Origin of the sequence: Halomonas sp. CKK8, from assembly GCF_029625235.1 — a bacterium.
Lineage (GTDB): Bacteria > Pseudomonadota > Gammaproteobacteria > Pseudomonadales > Halomonadaceae > Halomonas > Halomonas ventosae.
Window position 1 is genome coordinate 1,416,820 of the sequence record NZ_CP121193.1, and the last position, 20,557, is coordinate 1,437,376.

Annotated in this window: 19 protein-coding genes; 15 read left to right on the top strand and 4 right to left on the bottom strand. The window is 69.6% G+C overall.

Annotated elements, in window-relative coordinates:
• The first annotated feature begins 24 nt into the window (after positions 1–24).
• The 3 genes from P8934_RS06705 to P8934_RS06715 are packed head-to-tail and all read left to right on the top strand — an operon-like array spanning position 25 to position 3,643.
• Entirely contained in the window at positions 25–597 is a 573-nt protein-coding gene (locus P8934_RS06705) for a DUF1285 domain-containing protein (protein WP_278033475.1), read from the top strand.
• Positions 594–2,816, top strand: coding sequence for an ATP-dependent helicase (locus P8934_RS06710; RefSeq protein ID WP_278033476.1), 2,223 nt, complete (start codon positions 594–596; stop codon positions 2,814–2,816). The genes P8934_RS06705 and P8934_RS06710 overlap by 4 nt, the downstream gene beginning before the upstream one ends.
• Positions 2,813–3,643 carry a sulfurtransferase gene (locus tag P8934_RS06715; protein WP_278033477.1) on the top strand — a complete coding sequence of 277 codons (831 nt, stop codon included), beginning with the start codon at positions 2,813–2,815 and terminating at the stop codon, positions 3,641–3,643. Before P8934_RS06710 ends, P8934_RS06715 begins: the two co-directional genes overlap by 4 nt.
• 120 nt (positions 3,644–3,763) lie before the next feature.
• On the opposite strand, the gene P8934_RS06720 is transcribed toward P8934_RS06715, so the two are convergent.
• Complete coding sequence (locus P8934_RS06720; protein ID WP_278034009.1) at positions 3,764–5,407, bottom strand: electron transfer flavoprotein-ubiquinone oxidoreductase; 1,644 nt, start codon at positions 5,405–5,407, stop codon at positions 3,764–3,766.
• A 394-nt stretch (positions 5,408–5,801) separates the two neighbouring features.
• Between P8934_RS06720 and P8934_RS06725 the strand changes: the two genes are divergently transcribed.
• From P8934_RS06725 to P8934_RS06765, 9 genes are all read left to right on the top strand, one after another.
• Positions 5,802–6,563 (top strand): electron transfer flavoprotein subunit beta/FixA family protein, encoded by a 762-nt coding sequence (locus P8934_RS06725; protein WP_278033478.1) that lies wholly within the window; start codon positions 5,802–5,804, stop codon positions 6,561–6,563.
• A 14-nt stretch (positions 6,564–6,577) separates the two neighbouring features.
• A complete protein-coding gene (locus P8934_RS06730) occupies positions 6,578–7,504 on the top strand; it encodes an FAD-binding protein (protein WP_278033479.1) in 927 nt (308 codons plus the stop codon).
• Between the two features lie 193 nt (positions 7,505–7,697).
• The gene (locus P8934_RS06735; RefSeq protein ID WP_278033480.1) at positions 7,698–8,309 is read left to right on the top strand and encodes a superoxide dismutase; all 612 of its coding nucleotides are present in this window, start codon (positions 7,698–7,700) and stop codon (positions 8,307–8,309) included.
• A gap of 245 nt (positions 8,310–8,554) precedes the next feature.
• The gene (locus P8934_RS06740; protein WP_278033481.1) at positions 8,555–9,361 is read left to right on the top strand and encodes a DUF3450 domain-containing protein; all 807 of its coding nucleotides are present in this window, start codon (positions 8,555–8,557) and stop codon (positions 9,359–9,361) included.
• Positions 9,358–10,746, top strand: a complete 1,389-nt coding sequence (locus tag P8934_RS06745; protein WP_278033482.1) for a MotA/TolQ/ExbB proton channel family protein — start codon at positions 9,358–9,360, stop codon at positions 10,744–10,746. Before P8934_RS06740 ends, P8934_RS06745 begins: the two co-directional genes overlap by 4 nt.
• The gene (locus P8934_RS06750) at positions 10,730–11,263 is read left to right on the top strand and encodes a MotA/TolQ/ExbB proton channel family protein (protein WP_278034010.1); all 534 of its coding nucleotides are present in this window, start codon (positions 10,730–10,732) and stop codon (positions 11,261–11,263) included. The genes P8934_RS06745 and P8934_RS06750 overlap by 17 nt, the downstream gene beginning before the upstream one ends.
• A complete protein-coding gene (locus P8934_RS06755) occupies positions 11,256–11,666 on the top strand; it encodes a biopolymer transporter ExbD (RefSeq protein WP_278033483.1) in 411 nt (136 codons plus the stop codon). The genes P8934_RS06750 and P8934_RS06755 overlap by 8 nt, the downstream gene beginning before the upstream one ends.
• The gene (locus P8934_RS06760; RefSeq protein WP_278033484.1) at positions 11,663–12,448 is read left to right on the top strand and encodes an energy transducer TonB; all 786 of its coding nucleotides are present in this window, start codon (positions 11,663–11,665) and stop codon (positions 12,446–12,448) included. The genes P8934_RS06755 and P8934_RS06760 overlap by 4 nt, the downstream gene beginning before the upstream one ends.
• 19 nt (positions 12,449–12,467) lie before the next feature.
• On the top strand, positions 12,468–13,562 hold the full coding sequence (locus tag P8934_RS06765; protein ID WP_278033485.1) for a hypothetical protein: 1,095 nt from the start codon (positions 12,468–12,470) through the stop codon (positions 13,560–13,562).
• A 30-nt stretch (positions 13,563–13,592) separates the two neighbouring features.
• On the opposite strand, the gene xthA is transcribed toward P8934_RS06765, so the two are convergent.
• Both xthA and P8934_RS06775 read right to left on the bottom strand, forming a co-directional pair.
• Positions 13,593–14,420, bottom strand: a complete 828-nt coding sequence (gene xthA, locus P8934_RS06770) for an exodeoxyribonuclease III (protein ID WP_278033486.1) — start codon at positions 14,418–14,420, stop codon at positions 13,593–13,595.
• Positions 14,421–14,422: 2 nt separating this feature from the next.
• Positions 14,423–14,674: a hypothetical protein gene (locus tag P8934_RS06775; protein ID WP_133635842.1), complete on the bottom strand. Its 252-nt coding sequence runs from the start codon at positions 14,672–14,674 to the stop codon at positions 14,423–14,425.
• 169 nt (positions 14,675–14,843) lie between these two features.
• Between P8934_RS06775 and rhlB the strand changes: the two genes are divergently transcribed.
• On the top strand, positions 14,844–16,118 hold the full coding sequence (gene rhlB / locus P8934_RS06780; RefSeq protein ID WP_278033487.1) for an ATP-dependent RNA helicase RhlB: 1,275 nt from the start codon (positions 14,844–14,846) through the stop codon (positions 16,116–16,118).
• Positions 16,119–16,124: 6 nt separating this feature from the next.
• Positions 16,125–18,266: an ATP-dependent DNA helicase DinG gene (dinG, locus tag P8934_RS06785; protein WP_278033488.1), complete on the top strand. Its 2,142-nt coding sequence runs from the start codon at positions 16,125–16,127 to the stop codon at positions 18,264–18,266.
• Between the two features lie 113 nt (positions 18,267–18,379).
• Here the strand turns inward: dinG and P8934_RS06790 are convergent, their stop codons facing one another.
• Positions 18,380–19,459 (bottom strand): 3-deoxy-7-phosphoheptulonate synthase, encoded by a 1,080-nt coding sequence (locus P8934_RS06790; RefSeq protein WP_278033489.1) that lies wholly within the window; start codon positions 19,457–19,459, stop codon positions 18,380–18,382.
• Between the two features lie 303 nt (positions 19,460–19,762).
• Between P8934_RS06790 and rpoE the strand changes: the two genes are divergently transcribed.
• The gene (gene rpoE, locus P8934_RS06795; RefSeq protein WP_278033490.1) at positions 19,763–20,368 is read left to right on the top strand and encodes an RNA polymerase sigma factor RpoE; all 606 of its coding nucleotides are present in this window, start codon (positions 19,763–19,765) and stop codon (positions 20,366–20,368) included.
• The last annotated feature ends 189 nt before the right edge of the window (positions 20,369–20,557 follow it).

Here is a 20,557-nt window from a genome sequence, read left to right on the forward strand (position 1 = left end):
CCGTGGCCCGGGGGAGGGCGCACCATGCAACTCGATCCGCTGCTGGCCCAGATCGATCCCGAGGGCGAGATCCCGCCCGTGGATCGCTGGCATCCCGACCACCTCGGCGAGATGGACCTCACCATCGCCGCCGACGGTCGCTGGATCCATGAGGGCACGCCCATCGCCCGACCGCGGCTGGTTCGCCTGCTCTCGACCATCCTGCGCCGCGAACCCGACGGCGACTACGTGCTGGTGACGCCGGCCGAGCGGCAGCGTATCCGGGTCGAGGACCGTCCCTTTCTGGTGGTGGATGCCGAGCGTGACGAGGAAGGCCGGTGGTGGCTGACCACCAACGTCGGCGACCGCCTGGCGCTTGGCGAGGCGCATCGGCTGGTGCTCAGCGAGACGCCGGCCGGCGAGACGGTGCCGGAGGTCGCGGTGCGCTTCGGGCTCGCCGCACGGTTGGGTCGCAACGTCTACTACCGCCTGGTGGAACAGGCCGAGACCCGGGAGCTCGGCGGGGGCCTCCTCGAGCTGGGCATGACCAGCCGCGGCACCTGGCAGCCCCTGGGGCGGCTGGACGCGGGCGCGGACCCCGTGGGCGAGGTGCCATGACGGTGATCCGCCAGCTGACCCCCGAGCAGCGCGCCGTGGTTGCCCATGGGCGGGGGCACGCCCGGGTCGCGGCGGTGGCCGGTGCCGGCAAGACCACGACCATGGTCGCCCGGGTGCTGCACCTGCTCGCGGAGGGGGTGCCCCCGGCGCGGATCCTGGTGCTGATGTTCAACCGCTCGGCCCGGGAAGACTTCCAGGCCCGCCTGGCCGAGATGGCGCCGGCCGGCCAGGCATTGCCCGACGTGCGCACCTTCCACTCCCTTGGCCATCGGCTGACCGCGAGCCTGACCCGCTGGGGGGCACTGGCGCCGCGTCAGCTGCTCACCGCCGACTGGCAGCTCGAGAGGCTGCTGCGCCAGGCCACGCTGGCCGCGCTGGGCGAGGCCCCCGAGGCGCGCGAGACGGCCCTGGAGGCCGAGCGCCTCGAGGCGCTGGCCCACTTCTGCGGGTTGGTGAAGGCCGAGATGGCCGCGCCGGCCGAGCTGCACCGCCAGCTCGACTTCGGGGAGCAGACGGACCACTTCGTGGCCGCCTTCGAGCATGCCGAGCGGCTGCTGGCCGACCAGGGGCTGATGACCTTCGCCGACCTGCTCTACCGTCCGCTGTTGGCGCTGGAGGCGGATGCCGGCCTGCGAGGCAGGGTCCAGGGCTTCCTCGACCACGTGGTCATCGACGAGTACCAGGACATCAACACCGCCCAGCAGCGGCTGCTGGCGCTGCTCGCCGGCCGCGATGCCGAGGTCATGGCGGTGGGCGATGCCAACCAGTGCATCTACGAGTGGCGGGGCGCCCATCCCGACACCATGCTGGAGAACTTCACCGCCACCTTCGGGGCAGCCCGCGACTACCCGCTCTCGACCACCTTCCGGCATGGCCATGCGCTGGCCCTCACCGCCAACCATGCCATCGCCGCCAACCGGCGGCGTCCCGACCAGCTCTGCCTGGCCGCGCCGGACAATCCCGCCACCGGCCTGGCCGTGGGGCAGGGCAGCCAGGGGCTGCTCGCCGAGCTCGACGGCTGGCGCCACGCGGGACGTGGGCTGGCCGAGGCCTGCCTGCTGGTGCGCAGCTGGGCGCTGTCGGTGCCGCTGCAGCTGGCGCTGCTCCGCGAGGGCATCCCCTTCCGCCTGGCCCGGGAGGATCGCTTCGTCTTCCGCCTGCCGCTGGTCGAGGCCCTGGCCGGCTACCTGCGTCTCGCCGTCGAGCCCCGGCGGCTCCAGGATCCGGGGCACCTGGCGATGCTGCTGGCTCAGCCCACCCCCTTCGTGGCCCGGGAGCGGCTCCTTGCCCTGGCCAACCGGCTGGCCGAGACCCAGCGCTGGCCGGAGCGCCACGATCCGCTGCTCGATGGGCTCAGGCCCCACCAGCGACGCACCCTGAAGAAGCGCTGGGCGCTGCTCTGCGAGCTGCCGCGTTTGTCGGCCTGGCCGCCGGCGCGTCTGCTCGAGCATGTGGTCTCCGAGGTCGACGCCGAGAAGGTGCTCAAGCGTGCCGCCGCCCGACGCGACAAGGGCGAGGAGGACGTGCGCCTGCTCGACGTGCTGGTCGAGCAGGCCGGCGAGCTGGGCAGCGACACGGAGGCCTTCATCGAGTTGCTCTCCCGGCCGGTGGAGAACCGCGACGACGGGGTGCTGATCAGCACCGTGCATGGCGCCAAGGGCCTGGAGTGGCCGCTGGTGCTGGTGGCGGGGGTCAACGAGGAGGACTTTCCCCACTATACCCGCGACAATCCCCTGACGCCGGGGCGCCTGGAGGAGGAGCGGCGGCTCTTCTATGTGGCCATCACCCGGGCCCGGGAGCGCCTCGTGCTGCTCCATGATGGCGGTGACCACCGACCCAGCCGCTTCATCGCCGAGTCCGCCTGGGAGGACGGCCAGCGGGTCGCCCGCCGGCTCGACGGCACCCAGGCAGAAGAGGCGCAGGGCCCGCTGGCGGTGTCCGACCCCGACCTGGTGCGGCGCTACCTGGTCTCGCTGGGCCACTCGCTGCCGCTGGTGGCGGCGCGTCCGGACGCGAAGGCGGGCGCCGCGGAGGCGCCGTCAGCCCGTTTCCGGGTCGGCCAGGCCCTGCGCCATGCGGTGTTCGGCGAGGGCCGGATCAGCGTGGTGGAGGGCGACCCGGACAACCCGGTCATCGAGGTACAGTTCCACAATGCCGGCCGGCGCCGCCTGATCGCCCGCCGGGCCCCCATCGAACTGCTGGAGGGAGTCAACGCATGACCACCCCGCTGATCACGGCCACCGCGCTGGCCGAGGCCCTCGAGGGCACCAACCCGCCCCGGGTGCTGGACTGTCGTGCCCGCCTGGGCGAGCCCGATGCGGGCCGCCGGCTGTGGTGGGAGGCCCACCTGCCGGGCAGCCACCACCTCGACCTGGACCGTGACCTGGCCGGGCCGCCGGGGGAGGGCGGCCGGCATCCGCTGCCCACGCCAGCGGCCTTCACTGCGGTGGTGCAGCGCCTGGGGATCAGGCCGGGACAGCCGGTGGTGGTCTATGACGACATGGGCGGCCAGCTTGCGGCGGCGCGGGCCTGGTGGATGCTCGCCTGCTGGGCGGGACATCCCGAGGTCCGGCTCCTCGACGGTGGCCTCAGGGCATGGCTGGCGGCGGGCGGCGAGCTGCTCGAGGATGGCGACCCCGAGGCCATGCCGGCAGGCTCCGACTGGCAACCGGCCTTCCATGACCAGAGCCACGTCACGGCGGGGGAGCTGCTGGTGGGCTCGGCGACCCCTATCGACGCCCGCGCCAGGGAGCGCTTCCGCGGCGAGGCGGAACCCATCGATCCGGTGGCGGGCCATGTCCCGGGTGCCGTGTGCCGGCCCAGTGCCGACAACCTCACCGCTGACGGCCACTTCAAGCCCGCCGGGGCGCTGGGGAGCGAGCTGCCCGAGGGCGAATCGCCGATTGCCTACTGCGGCTCCGGGGTCACCGCATGCCATACCATCCTCGCCTATGCGATCGCCGGCCGTCCCCTGCCCAGGCTCTATCCCGGCTCCTGGAGCGAGTGGATCCGCGACCCCGCCCGGCCCATCGCCACCGGCGACTGAGCCGGGAGCTGCAAGCCAAAAGGAGCAAGCGACAGGGCAGCCCGTCGCTTTCGGACAGGAAAAAAGGGGCAGGCCTTTGGTGGTCTGCCCCTGGAGTACATCATCCTCTCTTCTTGCAGCCTACATATTCGGATAGTTGGGCCCGCCGCCGCCCTCCGGCGCCACCCAGGTGATGTTCTGGGCCGGGTCCTTGATGTCACAGGTCTTGCAGTGCACGCAGTTCTGGAAGTTGATCTGGAACCTTGGGTTACCGGCGTCGTCTTCGATCACCTCATACACGCCCACCGGGCAGTAGCGCTGGGCCGGCTCGGCGTACCTGGGCAGGTTGTCACGGATCGGCAGCTCGGGGTCGGCCAGCTTCAGGTGGCAGGGCTGGTCCTCCTCGTGGTTGGTGTTCGACAGGAACACCGAGGAGGGCTTGTCGAAGGAGAGCTTGCCGTCGGGCTTCGGGTAGTCGATCTTCTCGCACTCCTCGGCGGGCTTGAGCGCAGCATGGTCCGGCGTGGTGTCATGGAGGCTGGGCAGCCTGCCGCCGAGCAGCTGGTCGGTGAAGTTGTAGGCGCCGCCCAGGAAGGTGCCGTACTTGTGGATCGCCGGGCCGAAGCTGGCGCTCTCCTTGAGCTCGGCATAGGCCCAGCTGGCTTCCCACTTCTCGGTGAAGGCGGTCAGCTCCTGGCCGCCCTCATCGCCCGAGGCGATCGCCTCGAAGATGCTTTCCGCGGCCACCAGGCCGGACTTCATGGCGGTGTGCAGGCCCTTGATCTTGGCGAAGTTGAGCGTGCCGGCATCGCAGCCGATCAGCAGCCCACCGGGGAAGGTCATCTTCGGCAGGCAGTTCAAGCCGCCCTTGGCGATCGCCCGGGCCCCGTAGGCGACGCGCTTGCCGCCCTCGAGATGTTTCGCCAGCACCGGATGGTGCTTCATGCGCTGGAACTCGTCGAAGGGCGACAGCCAGGGGTTCTGGTAGGAGAGGTCCATGATCAGGCCCACCACCACCTGCTGGTTCTCGGCGTGGTAGAGGAACCAGCCGCCGTGGGTGTGCCTGTCCAGCGGCCAGCCGGACCCGTGAAGCACCAGCCCGGGTTCATGCTGCTCGGCGGGGATGTCCCACAGCTCCTTCAGGCCGATGCCGTAGTGCTGCGGGTCCTTGCCCGCGTCGAGTTCGAAGCGCTCGATCAGCCGCTTGCCCAGGTGGCCGCGGGCCCCCTCGGCGAACAGGGTGTACTTGGCGCGCAGCTCCATGCCCGGCATATGGCCATCCTTGGGCTGGCCGTCGGCACCCACCCCCATGTCGCCGATCAGGATGCCGCGCACGGTGCCGTCCTCGTCCTGGATCACCTCCTGGGCCGCGAAGCCGGGGAAGATCTCCACGCCCAGCGACTCGGCCTGCTCGGCCAGCCAGCGGCACAGGTTGCCGGCGCTGATCACGTAGCGGGTCATGTCGCCGCCGGTGTTGTGCATGGAGGGCGGCACCAGGGCGTTGGGCAGCTTCTGGCCCTTCTCGGCATCCTTGAGCAGGTAGACCTCGTCGCGGGTCGCCGGCGTGGTCAGCGGCGCGCCACGCTCCTCCCAGTCGGGGAAGAGCTCGGCCAGGGCCCGGGGTTCGAAGACCGCCCCGGAGAGGATATGGGCGCCCACCTCGGAGCCCTTCTCCACCACGCACACCGTGAGCTCCTGGCCGGCCTCATTGGCCTGCTGCATCAGGCGAGCCGCCGCCGAGAGGCCTGAGGGTCCGGCGCCGACGATGACCACATCGAAATCCATGGAATCGCGTTCGACTTGTTCTTCCACCTGCTCTCTCCTTGCTGTCCCGGGAACGTGGCCGCTGGATGCGACCAACGTCGAAAGGATTTAAAACGGTCGTTTGCTTCTAGCCATGACCCATGATAGGCATAATAGCGGTAAAGGGTCACCCCCTGCGATGGTGCAGTGCGTCATGGCCCGGCATGTGCCCGGATGCCCGGGGATTGTTGATCAGGATGCGGCTATGGCACATTGAGAGGGTTTTTACGGTGCTGCGCCTATCAAACGCTTGCATGAAACGCATAAGGGTATGCCAGCCGGTTTCCAAGGAGGCAGGTCTCCTCCCGCATCGACCCGGGAACAGGGTCCGCTTCGCCAACCATCAGGTTCCCAGTGTGAACCAAGCGAGGACACTATGAAGGTACTCGTCGCGGTCAAACGCGTCATCGACTACAACGTCAAGATCCGGGTCAAGCCGGACAACAGCGACGTCGACCTCACCAACGTCAAGATGGCCATGAACCCCTTCTGCGAGATCGCCGTGGAAGAGGCGGTGCGCCTGAAGGAGCGCGGGGTGGCCACCGAGATCGTCGCCGTCACCGTCGGCCCCAAGGCCGCCCAGGAGCAGCTGCGCACCGCGCTGGCGCTGGGCGCCGACCGTGCCATCCACGTCGAGACCGACGAGCGCGTCGAGTCGCTGGGCGCGGCCAAGGCGCTGGCCAAGCTGGTCGAGGAGGAGCAGCCCGGCCTGGTGATCCTCGGCAAGCAGGCCATCGACACCGACAACAACCAGACTGGCCAGATGCTCGCCGCGCTGACCGGCCTGCCCCAGGGCACCTTCGCCTCCGAAATCAGTGTCGAGGGCGAAGGTGATGAAAAGCGGCTTCAGGTGACCCGCGAGATCGACGGCGGCCTGCAGACCGTCGAGCTTTCGCTGCCCGCCATCGTCACCACCGACCTGCGCCTTAACGAGCCGCGCTACGCCAAGCTGCCCGACATCATGAAGGCCAAGAAGAAGCCGATGGACGTCAAGAGCCCGGCGGATCTCGGCATCGAGGTGGCCTCGAAGGTCAAGCTGCTCAAGGTCGAGCCACCGGCCGAGCGCCAGGGCGGCGTCAAGGTGGGCTCGGTGGACGAGCTGGTCGACAAACTCAAGAACGAAGCCAAAGTGCTTTGAAAGGAGCGGATCCCATGAGCATTCTGGTTCTGGCAGAACATCACGACGGCGCCCTGGCCGGCGCCACCGCCCATGTGGTCGCCGCGGCCAAGGCCATCGGCGGCGATATCGACGTGCTGGTGGCCGGCGAGGGCGTTTCCGCCATCGCCGAGGCCGCGGCCAAGCTCGACGGCGTCAGCAGGGTCCGCGTGGCCGACCACGCCGCCTACGCTCACCTGCTCGCCGAGCCCACCGCGGCGCTGATCGCGGAGCTTGCCGGCGACTACAGCCACGTGCTGGCCTGTGCCTCCACCACCGGCAAGAACGTGCTGCCGCGCGTGGCCGCGCTCAAGGACGTGGCGCAGATCTCCGAGATCATCGCCGTCGAGTCTGCCGACACCTTCAAGCGCCCGATCTATGCCGGCAACGCCATCGCCACCGTGCAGAGCGAGGACGCGCTGAAGGTGATCACCGTGCGCGCCACCGGCTTCGATGCCGTGGGCGAGGGGGGGAACGCCAGCGTGGAGGCGGTCGACTTCGTCGCCGACAACACCCAGTCCACCTTCGTCAAGGAGGAGCTGGCCCAGTCCGACCGCCCCGAGTTGGGCGCGGCCAAGGTGGTCGTCTCCGGCGGCCGCGGCATGGGCAGCGGCGACAACTTCAAGCTCCTCGACGGCATCGCCGACAAGCTGGGTGCCGCCATCGGCGCGTCCCGCGCTGCGGTCGACGCCGGCTTCGTGCCCAACGACATGCAGGTGGGCCAGACCGGCAAGATCGTCGCCCCGGACCTCTACATCGCCGTGGGCATCAGTGGCGCCATCCAGCACCTGGCGGGCATGAAGGACTCCAAGGTGATCGTCGCCATCAACAAGGACGAGGAGGCGCCGATCTTCCAGGTCGCCGATTACGGCCTGGTGGCGGACCTCTTCGAGGCGCTGCCGGAACTGGAAAGCAAGCTGTAGGGAGAGAGCTTCCAGGTTGCGCCAGCGCGCGAGCCGGCCCCTCGAGGGCCGGCTCGCGTCGTTCAGGGGTGTCGATTAACATCTTCTATACAAGGGATAACAGGAATCATTAGCAACAACTGCGCATACCTGCCATCCTTGGGAGTGACACGGGACCACGGATCCCGATGGACACCAACGAGGAGGAATGATCATGGCGCATACCCTTCCAAACCTTCCCTATGCCTACGATGCCCTGGAACCGCATATCGATGCGTTGACCATGGAAATCCACCATTCCCGTCACCATCAGACCTATGTCAACAACCTCAATGCGGCCCTCGAGGGGACCGGCCTCGAGGATGTGCACGTCGAGGAGCTGATTGCCAACCTCGACCACGTGCCGGAAGGCAAGCGCCAGGCCGTGATCAACAACGGCGGTGGCCATGCCAACCATTCGATGTTCTGGCAGATGATGTCGCCAGATGGCGGTGGTCATCCGCAGGGTCAGGTGGCACAGGCGATCGACAGCGAACTGGGCGGCTTCGACGCCTTCAAGGAGGCCTTCACCAAGGCGGCGCTGGGCCGCTTCGGCAGCGGCTGGGCCTGGCTCAGCGTGACACCGCAGGGCAAACTGGTGGTGGAGAATACCCTCAACCAGGACAGCCCCATCATGGACGGCAATACGCCCGTCCTGGGGCTGGATGTCTGGGAGCACGCCTACTACCTGAAATACCAGAACAAGCGTCCGGACTATGTGGCGGCCTTCTTTAACGTGATCAACTGGGAGGATGTCGAGCGTCGCTACCGCAACGCCACGGCCTGATGCCGGCTCCCTCTACCATCGTTGAGCCGCACCCCTGGGGGTGCGGCTTTTTGTTGCGCAGGCGACAGGGATCTCCAGGGTTGTCGCAGGTCAGTGTCCGGCAGGTCAGTCGCGCCATTCCACGGCATCCTTGGCCCGAGGGTGGCACCATCCTATCGGTACAGGCGACCATGATTGCGCATTGATAATCGTTCGTATTGGTGGCATGGTGGCTGCCCTGCCCGGGACCACGACGGAGAACCATGGTGAGGACCTTTCGCTTACAACTGCCGGCCGGTATCGCCCTCGGACTGTTGTCCTTCGGCCTGCTCCAGGCGCAGGAGCCCATTGTCGAGGAGGCCAGCCAGGCCCAGCGCGCCCAGGCCGAGCTCCAGTCGCGCATCGACGCGGCCGACGACGAGACCCGCGAGTTGCTGCGTGAGCTGCGCCGGGTGGAGGCCGAGACCCGCCGCCTGGAGGCGCGCAGCGATGCCCTGGCGCCACGCCTCGAGCGCCAGGATGAACGGCTGGAGAGCCGCGAGGCGGCGCTGGATACCCTGGCCGAGACCCGCGAGGCGTTGCCGCAGCTCGAGCAGTCGCTGGTGTCCCGCCTGCAGGCCTGGGTGGAGCGCGACCTGCCATTCCTGAAGGCAGAGCGCCTGGCCCGCGCCCAGGGCCTCGAAGCCGGCCTGGACGACCCCGACGCCTCGGCCGCGGAGCGCCTGGATCGACTCCTCGCTGCCTGGCGCACCGAGCTCGACTATGGTCGTGAACTGGATGCCTGGCGCGGCATCCTGAATGAGGGGAAAGACGAGGGCGACGCCCGCCGTGAGGTGGACTTCCTGCGCCTGGGGCGGGTGGGGCTCTACTACCTGACCCCCGATGGGCGCAAGGGCGGTGTCTGGCGCGCCGAGGCCGATCGCTGGGAGGCACTGGACGAGGCCGGACGCGTCGAACTGCGCCACGGCCTGCGCATTGCCCGTGACCAGCGGGCCCCGGAGCTGCTGACCCTGCCGATCTCCCGACCCCTCGAACGAGCAGAGACGACCACCCCCGCGGAGGCGAGCTCATGAGTCATTCCTGGACGCATGCCGCGCGTCGCGCGCTGGCAGGGCTGGTGATGACTGTGCTGATGGCTGCCCTATTGCCCGCCCAGGCCCAAGACGAGCCCCTGACCGGCCTGCGCGCGGAGCGCGAGGCGGCCGAGGCCCGCGATGCGGCGAGGCTGGCCGAGCTGGTCGAGGATCGCGATGCCCTGCAGGCGGCCCTCGAGGAGGCCCGGGAACGCCACGAGGAGGCCGAGACACGCTTCGCGGCCCTGTCGGAACAGGAGCAGGCCCAGCAGGCGCGTCGTGGCGCGCTCGACGAACGCCAGGCCGAGCAGGGTGAGGACCTGGACGCGGTGCTGGACACCCTGGCGCGTCACAGCGGCGAGCTGCGCGATGCGCTGGCGGAAAGCTGGATCACGGTGGGCGGCGCCGAGTTGCCACCGCGCCTCGATGACGCCGAGGTGCTGCGGCCCGAGCATCTGGAGACCCTGGGCGATACGCTGATGGCGCTGACCGCCGAGACCGGCCGGGTGGTCGCCTTCGACGCGCCCGTGGCGGGCAGCGACGGCCAGGTCGCCACCCGTGAGGTGGTGCGCCTGGGCGACCTGGCGGCCTTCAGCGAGGGGCAGCTGCTGGAGCGTGGCGCCGAGGAGGGCCTGCTCGCCACGGCGCCGCGCACGCCGGGGGAGCTAAGCGAGCTGCTCGCTGACTTCCAGGCCGGGGAGGGCGACCGCCTGGCACTGGACCCCACCGGCGGCCAGGTCATCGAGGCCCTGGCCCAGCGGCCGAGCCTCATGGAACGCTTCCGGCAGGGGGGAGCCGTGGGCTATGTGGTGGTGGGGCTGGGGGCCATCGGCCTGCTGGTGGCCCTGGCCCAGTACGCCTACCTGCTCAGGGTGAGCGTGGCGACGCGCCGCCAGCTGCACGACCTCAGCCGGCTGCGCGAGGACAACCCCCTGGGTCGCGTGCTGCTGCGCTTCCGGGCGCTCGCCGACGACCCCGTGCCCGAGGCTCTGGAGGCACGCCTCGACGAAGCGGTGCTGGCCGAGCTGCCGCGCCTCGAGCGCGGCCAGCCGCTGGTCAAGCTGCTCGCCGCCGTGGCGCCCCTGCTGGGCCTGCTGGGCACCGTCACCGGGATGATCGTCACCTTCCAGGCGATCACCGTGTTCGGCACCGGCGACCCCCAGCTGATGGCCGGCGGCATCAGCCAGGCGCTGGTGACCACCGTGCTGGGCCTGATCACCGCCGTGCCGTTGCTGTTTGCCCATACCGCGCTGGCGGGACGCAGCCGCCACCTGGCCGGGGTGATGGAGGGCCAGGCGAGCGCGGCCCTGGCCACGCAACTCGAGCATCGCCGGGCCACCCCCACAGCCTCCGGGAGCGAGCGTCGTGCTGCCGCTCTGGCTTGAGCCCCTGGCGCGGCTGGTCGATGCCGGCGGGATCATCCTGGTCGGCATCGCCGGGGTGGCGGGACTGCTGTTCAGCCTGGCCCTGGAGCGGGTGCTGTTCTTCCGCCTCACCTATCGTCGCGCCCGTCGTGCCCTGATCGCGCGCTGGACGGTGCGCCCCGACCACCACAGCTGGAGCGCCCTGACGCTGCGCGAGGCCTGGACCCGTGAACTGATTTCACGGCTGCGGCGCCCGCTGCCCTGGCTGAAGCTGCTGGTGGCGCTCTGCCCGCTGCTGGGGCTGCTGGGCACCGTCACCGGCATGATCGCCGTCTTCGACAGCCTGGCGCTGAGTGACACCGGCCAGGCGCGGGCCATGGCCGACGGCGTGGCACGCGCCACCCTGCCGACGCTGGCCGGCATGGCGGTGGCGGTGGTGGGCCTGCTGTTCACCAGCCGACTCGAACAGATCATCCGGCGCGAGGACCAGCGGCTTCATGACCGCCTGGCCCGCGCCGTGGAGGAGTCCCATGCGTAGACGCCGCAGCCTGGCCGCCGAGGGAGGCGATGCCGGCGAGATCAACCTGACCCCGATGCTGGACGTGGTCTTCATCATGCTGATCTTCTTCATCGTCACCACCAGCTTCATCAAGGAGAGCGGGGTGGAGATCGAGCGGCCCGAGTCCAGTGCCGCCAGCCCGCAGCCCGATGCCCAGCTGATGGTGGCGATTACCCCCGAGGGTGCCGTCTGGGTGGACGGCCAGCCGGTTGATGCCCATCGCGTCGGCGACAGGGTGGCGGCACTCGTCAGCGGCGATGGCGGGGTGGTGATCCAGGCCGATCGCGAGGCCACCACCGGCCTGCTGATCGAGGTGATGGACCGAATCCGCGAGGCCGGCGTGGAGCAGGTCGCGGTCGCCGCGACTCGTAGCGCGCCATGATTCGAGTGACCGTCTCCGTCCTGGCCGGGTCGGCCATGGCGGTGCTGCTGTTCTGGCTGCTGGCGTTGCTGGTCTCGCCGCCCGAGCCGGAGATCGAGGTACGGGAGATGCGCATGTCGCTGACCCGCGTCGAGGCGCCCCAGCCCGAGCCGGAAGCCGAGGCGGCCGAGCCACCCGTCGAGGCCACACCCCCGGCACCTCCGGAGGCCGTGGTACCGCCGCCGATGCCCGAGCCCGCGCCACTGGCGCAGAGCGAGATGGCCCTGCCCGATCCGGAACCGGAACTCCCGCCGGAGTTGCCCGAGACACCGGAGCTGGACAGCGAACTGCCGGAGCTCACCGAAGCGCGGCCAGAATCGGAGCCACGGTCCGTACCGGAGCCACAGCCTGAACCTGAGCCCGAGCCGCAACCGGTGGCTGAGCCCCGTACGGACGCCTCGTCGTCCACCCAGGAGGCACCGCCCACCGAGTCGTCCGGCGAGACAGCCAGTGCCGCGCCGGCCAGCCGCGAGCCGGTGGACGTGGGGCAGGTGGCACCCACAGAGCGGGTACCGCCCGCGTACCCGGCTCGCGCCCAGCGCCGCGGCCTGGAGGGCCATGTGGAGCTGGAGTTCGTGATCCGCGCCGACGGCCGCGTCGACCCCGAGAGCCTCCGCGTGCTCTCCGCCCGGCCACGCAACGTCTTCGACGACGCTGCGCGCCAGGCGGTGGCGCAGTGGCGCTTCGCACCGGCCGAGGGCCTGCGTCGCGCTCGGCAACGCCTGGAATTCCAGCTGAGATAGCCTGCCGCAGGGAGTTTCCATGTCGCGTCTTCACCTTCTTTTCCTGGTCACTGCCGGCTGGCTGCTGGTGGCGCCCGTGGCCCTGGCGGCGCCGGCGCTATCGGGCGCCTTCATCGCCGACCTGGAGCGCCTGCAGCAGCGTCTCGCGGCCGGCGAGGTCGAGGCGGTAAGCGAGCGGGCCCTGGCCCAGGCCGGGCGTCTGGCAGGGGGCAACGCCGCCGACCGCTGGGCGCGAGCCCTCTACCTGCAACTGGCCGCCGGCGCGGCGGCGCGCGCCGGCGATCCGGCATCGGCCGCCGACCACCTTCTCGCCGCGCGAGAGACGGGCGGCGTGGAGGCGGTGCAGCGCGACCGGTGGCAGCGCGACGAGGCGCGGCTGCGCCTGGCCGCGGGGGATAGCGAAGAGGGGGCCAGGCTGCTGGCCGACTGGCTGGAGCGCCATGAGGGCGAGCCGCGGGATCGCTGGCGACTGGCGCGGGTAATGGCCGAGCGCGGGCAATGGGATAGCGCCGCCGACTGGGTGGAGCGCGCCCTGGCTGTCAGCCCCGAGCCGAGCGAGGATCAGCGCCGGCTGGCCACGGCGGTGTTGCGCCGCGCCGGCCGCGATGACGCCGCCCTTATGCTCCTGGCCGATGGCCTGGGGGAGAGTCGCGACGCCGAGCGTTGGCGTCAGGCCGCGGCCCTGGCCCATCGGCTGGGCGATACCGGCCAGGCCGTGGCGATCTGGGAAGCCGGCTGGCGGCGCGGGGTGCTGGAAGGCCAGGACGACCTGCGCCGCCTGATCGAGCTGCACCTGGCCGGCGGCACCCCGGCGCGGGCTGCCGAGTACCTTGCCGAGGCGCTGGAGGAGGAGAAGCTGGAAGACAGCGAGGCGCACCGCCGCCTGCTGGCCCAGGCCTGGGAGGCGGCGCGTGACCGAGATCGCGCCCTGGCTGCCTGGGAGGCGCTGGCCGAGCGCAGCGAGGCCGGCAAGGACTGGCTGAGGCTCGGCCAGCTCGCCCACGCCTGGGGGCGGCAGGGCCTGGCCGAGCGGGCGCTGACCCGGGCCCACGAACTGGGCGAGGACGACGCCGGGCGCTGGCTCGAGGCCATGGCCTCGACAGCACCCTCATAGGGCATTGCCCTGAAAGGAAGGGACACTCGCCTACAGTGCCAGCTCCGTCCAGACCGGCGCATGGTCGGAGGGCTTCTCCATGCCGCGCAGGTCGTAGTCGATACCGGCATCCATCACCCCCTCGGCCAGCGGCGCGCTGACCAGGATATGGTCGATGCGCAGCCCGCGCCGGGGCTCGCGCTCGAAGCCGCGGGAGCGATAGTCGAACCAGCTGAAGCGGTCGTCAGCCGTCGGGTAGCGAAGCCGGTAGCTGTCGGTCAGCCCCCATGCCTTGATGCCCTCCAGCCATTCGCGCTCCACTGGCTGGAAGCTGGTCTTGCCCTCGCGCAGCCAGCGTTTGCGGTTGGCCTCGCCGATGCCGATGTCGCTCTCCTCGGGGGAGATGTTGAAGTCGCCCATCACCGCCAGGCGCTCGTCGGGCCGATGCTGGGTCTCCAGCAGGTGCTGGAGCTGGGCATAGAAGGCGCGCTTGTGGGGAAACTTCACCGGGTGCGCGACGTTCTCGCCCTGGGGAAAGTAGCCGTTCCACACCGTGATGGGAGTGCCACCGCCCGGGCGCAGGCGCACCCCGATCATGCGCCGCTGGGCCTGCTCGCCGTCATCGGGGAAGCCGTGGAAGACCGCCTCCGGCTCGCCGCACTGGGCGGGGTCGACCAGCAGCGCCACACCGTAGTGGCCTTTCTGGCCGTGGTAGAAGACGCGATAGCCCAGTGCTTCCACCGCCGCCACGGGGAACTCGCTGTCCTGGACCTTGGTTTCCTGCAGGCCGATCACTGCCGGGCTATGCGTCTCGACCAGGGCGGCGAGCTGGTGCAGGCGGGCGCGGATGCCGTTGATGTTGAAGGAGACCAGGCGCATCCTCAGTCATCCCTCCCGTCGGGCGTGTCATGGTCCGATGCCTCGGGGTGGATGGCGATCGGCTGCCCCGACTCCTGGCGGGCCAGCCGGCGGGCCGCCTGCAGCTTGCGCTGCTGGCGCTTCTTCTGGGTGAAGCGGGTCGTCGAGGTGACCTGGTCGGGGTTCTCGTGGCGCCACTTCTTGAAATCCTTGCGCTTGCCGGTGCGGATCTGCACCTTGTCGGCCAGCGAACGGGTCTTCTTTCGGCGTGTCATGATGCAACTCCTTGCATGAATGGGCGCCATTCTACCAGCCGCGGCGGCCCGGCCGACAGCGGCGAGGCGGCGGCAGGTGTCCGGGGCGCGCCCTCGTCGCCGGAGACTGGTACAATGCCGGTTTGCGTCATGCACCCCATCCACCGATATGGACAAGACAGCACAGCCTATGAGCGAGTCGGAACAGACCACAGCACCGGCCCAGAACCGCAAGCCCAAGCGTCGCCGGCGCAAGCCGCGCCGTCGTCAGTCGAACTGGGACCTGCGCCAGTTCCAGGTCCCCGTCGTGGCGGGCAAGTGGCGCTTCCATGACTTCGACTTGCCGCTGCCATTGATGCGGGCCATCCATGCCCTGGGCTTCGAATACTGCACGCCCATCCAGGCCGAGGCCCTGGCCCAGACCCTGCTGGGCGGTGACGTGGTGGGCAAGGCCCAGACCGGCACCGGCAAGACCGCTGCCTTCCTGATCTCGATCCTGGCCTACTTCCTCGAGGAGGAGGCGCCCAACGGCCAGAAGCCGGGCGCACCGAGGGCGCTGATCGTGGCCCCGACCCGTGAGCTGGCGCTGCAGATCGAGAAGGACGCCAAGGCCCTGGCCCGCTTCACCGATCTCAAGGTGGCAAGCGTAGTGGGCGGCATGGACTACCAGAAGCAGCGCGAGGCGCTGGGCGGCAAGCTCGACATCCTGGTCGCCACCCCCGGCCGGCTGCTGGACTTCCACGAGAAGCGCGACGTCGACCTCACCCAGGTGGAAGTGCTGGTGCTGGACGAGGCGGACCGCATGCTCTCCATGGGCTTCATTCCCGACGTCAAGCGCATCATCCGCCATACGCCGAACAAGGAGCAGCGCCAGACCTTCCTCTTTTCGGCCACCTTCAGCCAGGACATCCTCAACCTGGCCAGCCAGTGGACCCATGAGCCGGCCCATGTGGAGATCGAGGTCACCGTCGACAACGCCGCCGACATCGACCAGCGCGTCTACCTGGTCGGCGATGACGACAAGCAGCGGCTGCTGGTCAACCTGCTCCAGCAGGAGAGCTTCGACCGCGTCATGGTGTTCGGCAACCGTCGCGACCTGGTGCGCAAGCTCGACGACCTGCTCGAGAAGGCCGGCATCAATGCCGCCATGCTCTCCGGCGACGTGCCCCAGAACCAGCGCATCGAGACCCTCGAGAAGTTCCGCGAGGGCCAGATCCAGGTGCTGGTCGCCACCGACGTGGCGGGGCGCGGCATCCACATCGAGGATGTCAGCCACGTGATCAACTACACCCTGCCGGAAGACCCCGAGGACTACGTGCACCGCATCGGGCGCACCGGCCGCGCCGGGGCCAAGGGCGTCTCGATCAGCTTCGTGGGCGAGGAGGACGCCTTCTCGCTGCCCGAGATCGAGCGCTACATCAACGACAAGCTGCCCTGCGAGCACCCGCCGGAAGGCCTGCTCTGACGGCCCATGCTTGAAGACGCGCTGAAGGCCGAGATCCAGGACGCCTATCGACGGGTGCTGGAGGGCCTCGAGCTGACGCCGCGCTACGGCCAGCGGCTGATGATCGCCGAGATCGCCCGCACCCTGGCGGGCATCGAGGCCGACGAGGCCGGCAAGCGCGTCAGCGACGAGCACGTCTGCGTGCTCGAGGCCGGCACCGGGACCGGCAAGACCCTGGCCTACCTGCTGGCCGCGCTGCCGGTGGCCAAGGCCCGCGGCAAGCGGCTGGTCATCGCCACCGCCACCGTGGCCCTGCAGGAGCAGGTGCTCCATCAGGACCTGCCGGCGCTCAAGGCCCACAGCGGGCTCGACTTCGACTATGCCCTGGCGAAGGGGCGCGGGCGCTATGTCTGCGTGGCGCGCCTCGACCAGGCGCTGGACGGCGGAGAGGAGAACGCCACCCTGTCGCTCTTCGAGCAGTCCCTGGCCAGTGGCGGCGACGACTTCCAGGCGCTGGCCAAGGAACTGGGCGAGGCCTACGGCAACGGCCGCTGGGAGGGCGACCGCGACAGCTGGCCCGAGGCCATCGAGGACAGCCACTGGCGACGCCTCACCGTGGACCACCGCCAGTGCACCAACCGCCGCTGCGGTCATTTCGGGGCCTGCGCCTTCTTCCGTGCCCGCCGCCACCTCGAGAGCGCCGACGTCATCGTCGCCAACCACGACCTGGTACTGGCCGACCTGGCGCTGGGAGGCGGGGTGGTGCTGCCGGCGCCGGGCGACTGCATCCACGTCTTCGACGAGGGGCATCACCTGCCCGACAAGGCCCTCCAGCACTTCACGTACCGCTTCGCCGTGGGCGGGGCGTTGCGCTGGCTGAAGACCCTGAAGAGCTCGCTCACCGAGCTCAACCAGGCGCTGGCCGTGCAGCCGACCCTGGCGCGGCTGCTGGCGGGGCTGCCGGAGGCGATCAATGCCCTGGAGCCCCGGCTCGGCGAGGCCTTCGCCCTCGGTCACCAGCTGGCCGGGCGCCCCCAGGGGCTGGCCGACGGCGAGGAGGGCCGGCACCACCGACTGGAGATGGGGCGGGCCCCCGAGACGCTGCGCGAGCAGGCCGGGGGGCTGGTGGTGATCTTCGCCCAACTCTCGCGCACCCTTGAAGAGATGGCCGACATCCTCCGCGAGAGCCTCGACCCGGACAAGCACACCGGCCTGCCGCGGGAGCAGGCCGAGGCCTGGCTGCCGCTGGTGGCGCTGCTGCATGGGCGTGCCCTGGAGGCCCATGCCCTGTGGCTCGCCTTCGCCGAGACGGACCCCGAGGGTGAGCCTCCTCGCGCGCGCTGGCTGACCCTGGAGCGCTTCCATGGCGAGCCCGAGTTGACCTTCTCCGCGAGCCCGGTCTCGGCGGCCCATACCCTGGCGAAGAGTCTGTGGGGCAGCACCTTCGGGGCCGTGGTGACCTCGGCGACGCTCACCGCCCTGGGGCGCTTCGAGCGGCTGCAGGAGCGTGCCGGGCTGGCCAACCGCTATCGCTACCAGCGTCTCCCCAGTCCCTTCGACTACTCCCGGGCGGTGCTCAGCGTGCCCCGCGAGGCGGTCGATCCCGCCGATCGCGAGGGACACGAGCGGGCCATTGTCGACTTCGTGGAAGCGCTCGGTGACCGGGAGGCGGTGCTGATGCTCTTCTCGTCCCGGGCTCAGCTGCGGGGGGTCGAGAAGGCGCTCTCCCGGGGGCGGCGCGAGCGGGTGCTGGCCCAGGATCGCCTGCCCAAGCGCGAGCTGATCACCCGCCACCGGGCGCGGGTGGACGCGGGGGAGGGCAGCATCATCTTCGGCCTGGCGAGCTTTGCCGAGGGGATCGACCTGCCCGGGGACTATCTCACCCATGTGGTGATCACCCGGCTGCCCTTCTCGGTGCCGGACGACCCGGTGGGGGCGACACTGGCCGAGTGGATCGAGAGCCGCGGCGGCAATGCCTTCATGCGCATCAGCGTGCCGGACGCCTCGATCAAGCTGGTCCAGGCCTGTGGTCGGCTGATCCGAAAGGAAGCCGACAGCGGGCGCATCACCCTGCTCGATCGTCGGGTGCTGACCCGCCGCTACGGCCGGGCACTGCTCGATGCCCTGCCCCCCTTCGTGCGCGAGATCGACGGCGTGCGCGAGGTCTGAGCGTCAGGACCAGGGACGAGGGGAGGGCGCGCCCCCCGTCAGTGGCGGCGTCACCCGCAACGAACGGGCCCGCCGTCAGGCGGGCCCGTGAGTGTGGTGGCGTGACACAGGGGTCAGGCGGCCTGGCGTCGCTCGGCCAGCACCGGTGCGAGCTTCTCGTTCATGCGCCTGAAGGATTCGACGGTGGTGTCCCAGTCGATGCAGGCGTCGGTGATGGAGACGCCGTACTTGAGCTGGCTGAGATCCTCGGTCAGCTTCTGGTTACCCCAGCCGATATTGGACTCGACCATCAGGCCGATGATCGAGCGGTTGCCCTCGAGGATCTGGTTGGTGACGTTCTCCAGTACCAGCGGCTGCAGGGCCGCATCCTTGTTGGAGTTGGCGTGGGAACAGTCGATCATGATGTTGGGCTTGATCCCGGCCTTCTTCAGCTCCTGCTCGGCCAGCGCCACGCTCACGCTGTCGTAGTTGGGCTTGCCGTTGCCGCCACGCAGCACCACATGGCCGTAGGCGTTGCCGCGGGTGCGGATGATCGCCACCTGGCCCGCCTGGTCGATGCCCAGGAAGTTGTGGGGGTGAGAGACGGACTGCAGGGCATTGACCGCGACGTCCAGGCTGCCATCGGTGCCGTTCTTGAAGCCCACCGGGCAGGAGAGGCCCGAGGACATCTCGCGGTGGGTCTGGGACTCGGTGGTGCGTGCCCCGATCGCCGACCAGCTGATGCAGTCCTGGATGTACTGCGGGGAGATGGGATCCAGCGCCTCGGTAGCCAGCGGCAGGCCCATCTCGGCGAGCTCGACCAGCAGCTTGCGGGCGATGTGCAGGCCCTCCTCGATCTCGAAGGAGCCGTTGAGGTGGGGGTCGTTGATCAGGCCCTTCCAGCCCACCGTGGTGCGGGGCTTCTCGAAGTAGACGCGCATCACGATGTAGAGGCTGTCCTTGACCTCGTCGGCCAGGCGGCGCAAGCGACGGGCATAGTCCAGGGCGGCGTCCACGTCATGGATGGAGCAGGGCCCCACCACCATCAGCAGGCGAGGGTCGCGGCCGTCGAGGATGGCCTGGATCGTCTCGCGACCCTCGATCACCGTGCGCTCGGCGGCCTCGGTGAGGGGAATCTCCCGCTTCAGGGCCTCGGGGGTGATCAGGACGTCCTGGGCGAGAACGTTGAGGTTGTTGACCTGCTGCTCTGACATTGTGCTTCCTGTGTCGTGTCTGCGCTGATGGCGGTATCCAGTGGCATCTACTATCGCGCGCGGGGCCGGCAAATTCAATCGCCGCGGGAACCCGTCGGGCCGCGGCCGGTCACATCGCCGGCACCGGGCCAAGGCATGCGGCTTGATGGACGTTCAAGAAACAGGAACACTTGTACTTCTCGCGATACATGACCCTGACCATTCAGCGGCTCCAAGGCCCAGGTTGACACTATGCTAGCAACGCCAGACCGTTCGCGACCCGCCGGGTCGCCACTCGCGCCGCTCTGCTCGGGGAGGGCCTGAATGGGCACCCGGGAGACCGACCAGCAGCTCGTCGAGCGTGCCCAGAAGGGGGATACCCGTGCCTTCGACCTGCTGGTGAAGAAGTACCAGCACAAGATCATCGGGCTGATCGGCCGCTACGTGCACGATCACGCCGAGGTGCAGGATGTGGCCCAGGAGGCCTTCATCAAGGCCTACCGGGCGCTGGGCAAGTTCCGCGCCGAGAGCGCCTTCTATACCTGGATGTACCGCATCGCCATCAATACCGCGAAGAACTACCTCGTCTCGAAGGGACGACGCCCGCCGGGCAGCGACCTGGACATCGTCGATGCCGAGATCGTCGATCACAGCGGACGGCTGGCCGATACCGAGACCCCCGAGGCCGCCATGGCCCGCGACCAGCTGGAGGCGGCCATCTTCGAGGCGATCGAGGGCCTGCCCGACGACCTGCGGACCGCGATCACCCTGCGTGAGCTCGACGGCCTCTCCTACGAGGACATCGCCGCCATCATGCAGTGTCCCGTGGGGACCGTGCGCTCGCGGATCTTCCGGGCCCGGGAGGCGGTGGACCAGCACATCCGCCCGCTTGTCACCACCTCCCGCAACCAGGAGTCGGTGGTCGAATGAGGCGCCGGGGACGAGAAACTGCAAGCTTTTTGACGATTTGCTGAACTGTCCGGCATCTGCGACGTCATATGCGGTGACCGGCCCGCCACCAGCGGGCAATAACATGCCGACATGGCCAAGGCGACATGCGCCGATGTCGGGATCAACAGGCTGTCAAAGGACCCTGACGGGGTCGCCTTGTCGAGTGTG